The 6,169-nt window shown below is 70.1% G+C and carries 4 protein-coding genes; 3 read left to right on the forward strand and 1 reads right to left on the reverse strand.

Annotated elements, in window-relative coordinates:
- Positions 1-152: 152 nt before the first annotated feature.
- On the reverse strand, positions 153-1,184 hold the full coding sequence (pyrC, locus tag PHC73_RS10395; protein ID WP_300127664.1) for a dihydroorotase: 1,032 nt from the start codon (positions 1,182-1,184) through the stop codon (positions 153-155).
- Positions 1,185-1,453: 269 nt separating this feature from the next.
- Here pyrC and aceE point away from each other — a divergent pair, with 269 nt between their 5' ends.
- The 3 genes from aceE to PHC73_RS10410 all read left to right on the forward strand — a co-directional run.
- On the forward strand, positions 1,454-4,162 hold the full coding sequence (gene aceE, locus PHC73_RS10400) for a pyruvate dehydrogenase (acetyl-transferring), homodimeric type (RefSeq protein WP_300127667.1): 2,709 nt from the start codon (positions 1,454-1,456) through the stop codon (positions 4,160-4,162).
- A 22-nt stretch (positions 4,163-4,184) separates the two neighbouring features.
- Positions 4,185-5,801, forward strand: a complete 1,617-nt coding sequence (gene aceF, locus PHC73_RS10405) for a dihydrolipoyllysine-residue acetyltransferase (RefSeq protein WP_300127670.1) — start codon at positions 4,185-4,187, stop codon at positions 5,799-5,801.
- A 123-nt stretch (positions 5,802-5,924) separates the two neighbouring features.
- On the forward strand, positions 5,925-6,169 hold a 245-nt coding region (locus PHC73_RS10410), incomplete at its 3' end, for an FAD-dependent oxidoreductase (RefSeq protein ID WP_300127673.1).

Below are 6,169 nucleotides of genomic sequence, written 5' to 3' on the forward strand. Positions count from 1 at the left end.
CAGGGTTTGTGAAGAAATGCGCGTCCCGCGCATTTCTTGCGTCGCCCGTCCGGTACATGCCCGGACGGGCTCGCGCGAATCAAGCCCTCAAGGGCTCGATTCGCGTCCGGCCATCCCTGGCCGGCCTCGGCGCTTGAAACATTCACAAGCGCTCAGGCGACGACCTGCCAGGCGAGCTGCCCGCCGGCGCGCAGCGGCACCAGGCGCTGGTCGCCAAACGGCAGGCTGTCCGGCACCGGAACCGGCTCGCGGCGCAGCATCAGCGTGCCGGTGTTGCGCGGCAAGCCGTAGAAATCGGCGCCGTGGCGACTGGCGAAGGCGTCCAGTTTGTCGAGCGCGCCGGCCGCATCGAAGGCTTCGGCGTACAGCTCGATGCCGCCATGGGCGCTGTAGATACCGGCGCAGCCGCAGGCGCTCTCCTTGGCGGTTTGCGCATGCGGCGCGCTGTCGGTGCCCAGAAAGAACCTGGGATCACCCGAGATCGCCGCCGCCAGCACGGCGGCGCGGTGTTCCTCGCGCTTCAGGACCGGCAGGCAGTAGTGGTGTGGACGCAGACCGCCCTCGAACAGCGCGCCGCGGTTCAGCGACAGGTGCTGCGGGGTGATGCTGGCGGCCACGCCCGGGCGCGCCGCGCGCACGAATTCGACGCCCTCACGCGTGGTGACGTGCTCGAGCACCACGCGCAGCGCCGGGAAACGCGCCACCAGCGGCGCCAGATGGCGCTCGATGAACACCGCCTCGCGGTCGAACACATCGACCTTGGGATCGGTCACCTCGCCGTGCACCAGCAGCGGCAGGTCGATGTCCTGCATCACGTCCAGCTGCGGGTGGATCGCCTCGAGGCGATGCACGCCGGCGTCCGAATGGGTGGTGGCGCCGGCCGGGTAGAGCTTGACGCCCACGAGACCGGCCGCCTTGGCGGCGCGCAGTTCCGAAGCCGGCGTGGCTTCGGTGAGGTACAGCGTCAGCAAAGGCGTGAAATCCGCTCCCGTCGGCAGCGCCGCGCGGATGCGCTCGCCATAAGCCAGCGCCGCGGCCACGGTGGTGACCGGCGGGCGCAGGTTCGGCATCACCACCGCGCGGGCGAAGCGCCTGGCGCTGTCGGCGAGCACCGCGGCCAGCGCCGGGCCGTCGCGCAGGTGCAGGTGGCAGTCGTCGGGACGGGTGAGGGTCAGCGTGTCCATGGCGTATCGCTCGATCGAAACGCACATTATCCGCTGCGCGACGGGGCCTTCGGAAAAAGCCGCCGACGAACGCCAGCTATGGCGATTCACGGCCCGGCGCCGTGGGCGGGCCCGGCATCCGGTCCCGCCACAGCGCCCAATTCAGAGCTTGCCAGGGCCGCTGGTAAACTGCGCCGGCCGGGGCCACCCCCCGGTCGGCGTTCGGGTCGCGGCAGACACAGGGCCGGCGGCCCGCTCCGGTTGCCCAACCCTTCGCGGAGATCCTGCACATGAACAAACCGGACAGCGGCCTGCCCGGCGCCCCCGGCCGCCTCGGGCTCGACGTAGACCCGCTCGAGACGCGCGACTGGCTGGATGCGCTGCGCTCGCTCACGGCAGTGGAAGGCGAGGCGCGCGCCCGCTTCATCCTGGAGACCCTGCTCGACGAGGCGCGCAACCTGGGCATCGGCCTGCCGCAGGGCCTGCACACGGCGTACCTGAACACCATCCCGGCCGACCGCCAGCCACCCTACCCCGGCGATCTGCAGCTCGAAGGCCGCATCCGCGCCGCGCTGCGCTGGAACGCCATGATCATGGTGACGCGCGCCAACCGCGAATCGACCGAGCTCGGCGGCCACATCGCCAGCTACGCCTCGCTGGCCACCATCTACGAGGTCGGCTTCAACCATTTCTTCCATGCGCCGAGCGACGCCGGCGCCGGGGACCTGGTGTTCTTCCAGGGCCACAGCTCGCCCGGCATGTACGCGCGCGCCTTCCTGGAAGGCCGCTTGACCGAGCGGGACCTGAACAACTTCCGCCAGGAACTGGCCCCCGGCGGCGGCCTGTCGTCCTACCCGCACCCGTGGCTGATGCCGGAATTCTGGAGCCTGCCGACGGTGTCGATGGGTCTGGCGCCGATGATGGCCATCTACCAGGCGCGCTTCATGGCCTACCTGGACCGCCGGGGCCTGGCCAGCATGGACGACCGCAAGGTATATGCGTTCCTCGGCGACGGCGAGATGGACGAGCCCGAGTCGCGCGGCGCGCTGTCCGTTGCCGGGCGCGAGAAGCTCGACAACCTGATCTTCGTCGTCAACTGCAACCTGCAGCGCCTGGACGGTCCCGTGCGCGGCAACGGCAAGATCATCCAGGAGCTCGAAAGCGAATTCCGCGGCAACGGCTGGAACGTCATCAAGGTGATCTGGGGCTCGGAGTGGGACGAGCTGCTGGCCCGCGACCGCAGCGGCCTGCTGCGCAAGCGCATGGAAGAGGCCATCGACGGTGAGTACCAGGCCTACAAGGCGCGCGGCGGCAAATACACCCGCGAGCGCTTCTTCGGCAAATACCCCGAGCTGCTGCGCCTGGTCGAGCACCTGTCCGACGACGACATCTACCGCCTGCGCCGCGGCGGCCACGACCCGCTGAAAATCTACGCCGCCTTCGACGCCGCCGTACGCCACCGCGGCCAGCCGACGGTGATCCTGTTCAAGACCGTCAAGGGCTACGGCATGGGCAGCGCCGGCGAGGCGCAGAACATCACCCACCAGCAAAAGAAGATGACGGACGAGCAGATCCGCGCCTTCCGCGACCGCTTCAAATTGCCGATCCCGGACGAGCAGCTGGCGGCCCTGCCGTACTACAAACCCGCCGACGACAGCCCCGAAATGCAGTACCTGCACGCGCGGCGCCAGGCGCTGGGCGGCTATTTGCCGGTGCGCCGCCACAAGGCGCCGCCGCTGACGGTGCCGGCCCTGGACGCCTTCGAGAAGCTGCTCGAAGGCAGCGGCGAGCGCGACATCTCCACCACCATGGCCTTCGTGCGCATCCTGACGCAGCTTACCCGCGACCCGCACATCGGCCGGCACGTGGTGCCGATCGTGCCGGACGAGGCGCGCACCTTCGGCATGGAGGGCCTGTTCCGCCAGCTCGGCATCTACTCGCCGGAAGGCCAGCTGTACGAGCCCGAGGACGCCGGGCACTTCATGTTCTACCGCGAGGACAAGCAGGGCCAGATTCTGGAAGAAGGCATCAACGAGGCCGGCGCGTTCTGCTCGTGGATCGCCGCCGGCACCTCCTATGCCATGCACGGCGTGTCGATGATCCCCTTCTACATCTTCTATTCGATGTTCGGCTTCCAGCGCGTCGGCGACTTCGCCTGGGCGGCCGGCGACATGCGCACGCGCGGCTTTCTGATCGGCGGCACCGCCGGGCGCACCACGCTGGCCGGCGAGGGCCTGCAGCACCAGGACGGCCACAGCCACCTGCTGGCCTCGACCATCCCCAACTGCGTCGCCTACGACCCGGCCTACCTGTATGAGCTGGCCGTCATCATCCAGGACGGTATGCGGCGCATGTACGAGGCGGACGAGAGCGTCTACTACTACATCACGGTCGAGAACGAGAACTACGCCCACCCGCCCATGCCGGACGGCGCGCGCGACGGCATCCTGCGCGGCCTGTACCGCCTGCCGGGCGCCGAACCGAAGAAAACCCGCGGCAAGGCGTCGCCACGCGTGCAGCTGCTCGGCAGCGGCGCCATCCTGCGCGAGGCGCTGGCGGCGGCCGAGCTGCTGCAGGAGTTCGGCGTGCACGCCGACGTGTGGAGCGCCACCAGCTTCAACGAGCTGCGCCGTGACGGTCTTGCCGTGCAGCGCTGGAACCGCCTGCATCCCACCGCCACCCCGCGCAAGAGCCACGTCGAACGGTGCCTGGACGGCACCGCGGGGCCGGTCATCGCCGCCACCGACTACATGAAGGCCTACGCCGACCAGATCCGGCCCTGGGTGCGCGGCCGCTACGAGGTGCTCGGCACCGACGGCTTCGGGCGCAGTGACACGCGCCGGCGCCTGCGGCAGTTCTTCGAGGTCAGCCGCGAGCACATCGCCTATGCGGCACTGAAAGCGCTGGCCGACGAGGGCAGCGTGACAGTCAAGACCGTCACCGAGGCCGCCCAAAAGCTCGGCATAGACCCCGAGCGGCCCGATCCGGTCACCGTCTAAGGCGCAGGGAGCGACCACGAGCATGGAACAGAACCTCATCGTGCCGGCCCTGGCCGAGAACGTGCACGAGGCCGACGTGGCCGAAGTGAGCATCAAGCCCGGCGATGTCATCAACGCCGGCGACATCGTGCTGACGCTGGAAACCGACAAGGCGGCCATGGATCTGCCGGCCGAGTTCGGCGGCAAGGTGACCGCCGTGCGCGTCAAGCCCGGCCAGAAGGTAAAGGAGGGCGACGTGATCGCGGTGATCGAAACGGCCGCCGCGGACGCGCCCGAGGCCGACCAGGCGCCCGCCACTCCCGCGCCGGCCGAGCAGCCCGCGACCAAGGCCGAGTCGGCGCCGGAGGCCGAGCCGGCGGCGGCATACACAAAATCGGCGCCCGCCACCCTGCAACCCGTGCCGTGCCCGGAGCTTGGCGAAGGCAAGACGGCCGACGTGATCGAGCTGCAAGTCAAGGCCGGCGACACGGTGGCCGAGGGCGACCCGCTGCTCACCGTCGAGACCGAGAAGGCCGCCACCGAGCTGCCGGCGCCGTTTGCCGGCACGGTGCGCGAACTCAAGGTCAAGGTGGGCGACAAGCTCAAGACCGGCGACGTGGTGGCAATGATCGAAACCGCCGCCGGCGGCGCGCCCGTTGCCGCTGTCCCGGCAGCCGAGCCGGCCACGCCGCCCGCAGCGCCGAGCGCCGCAAGCGCACCGCTTCGGGCACCGAGCCCAGCGACACCCGAACCGGCGCCGGCCGGCGCCCTGCCACACGCCACGCCGTCCGTGCGGCGCTTTGCGCGCGAGCTGGGCGTCGACCTGTCGCGCGTGCCGGGCAGCGGGCGCAAGGGTCGCATCACCCAGGAAGACGTGCAGGCGTACGTCAAGGCCGTCATGCAGGGCACGGCGGCCAGCGGTGGCGGGCTCGCGCCGCTGCCGGCGATCGACTTCGCCCAGTGGGGCGAGATCGAATCCGTGCCGCTCAGCCGCATCCGCCAGCTCACCGGCGAGAACCTTGGCCGCTCCTGGCCGCAGGTGCCGCAGGTCACGCAGCACGACGAGGCCGACATCACCGAGCTCGAAGCCTTCCGCAAGGCGCAGGCCAAGGCCGCCGAGGCGCGCGGCGCCAAGCTCACCCTGGTGGCGCTGCTGCTGAAGGTGTGCGCCGGCGCGCTCAAGTCATTCCCGGACTTCAACAGCTCACTGGCGCCCGACGGCAAGGCGCTGGTCGTCAAGCGCTACATCCACATCGGCGTGGCGGTGGACACGCCGGCCGGTCTGGTGGTGCCGGTGATCCGCGACGTGGACCGCAAGGGCATCCTCGACCTGGCGGCGGAACTCGGCGACCTGAGCGCCCGTGCCCGCGAGCGCAAACTCAAGCCGGACGAGCTGCAGGGCGGCACCTTCACCATCTCCAGCCTCGGCGGCATCGGCGGCACGGCGTTCACGCCCATCGTCAACTGGCCGCAGGTGGCCATCCTCGGCGTGTCGCGCGCGGCCCTGAAACCCGTCTGGGACGGCAGCGCCTTTGCGCCGCGCCTGATGCTGCCGCTGTCGCTGTCGTACGACCACCGCGTCATCGACGGCGCCGCCGGGGCGCGCTTCACGCGCCACCTGGCCGAGCTGCTGGAGGACTTGCGCGGCTTGCTGTTGTAGCCGATGTCGAACATTTCCTTCCCTGGAAACGTTCGACCCACCCGGCTCGGCACGACGCCCCAACCGACGCGCACCGAGCCGGCCGGCTCGGTGCTTTTCCCCTGACCTGGCCCGGAGAACCCCATGCCCGAAACCATCCGAACGCAGCTGGTCGTGGTCGGCGCCGGCCCCGGCGGCTACAGTGCAGCCTTTCGCGCCGCCGATCTGGGCCTCGAGGTCACGCTGGTCGAGCGCGAGCAGCGCCTGGGCGGCGTGTGCCTGAACGTCGGCTGCATCCCGTCCAAGGCGCTGCTGCACATCGCCAAGGTGATCGACGAGGCAGCGCACACGCCGGGAGTCGACTTCGGCAAGCCCAAGATCGATCTCGA

Source organism: Immundisolibacter sp., assembly GCF_028696615.1.
Lineage (GTDB): Bacteria > Pseudomonadota > Gammaproteobacteria > Immundisolibacterales > Immundisolibacteraceae > Immundisolibacter.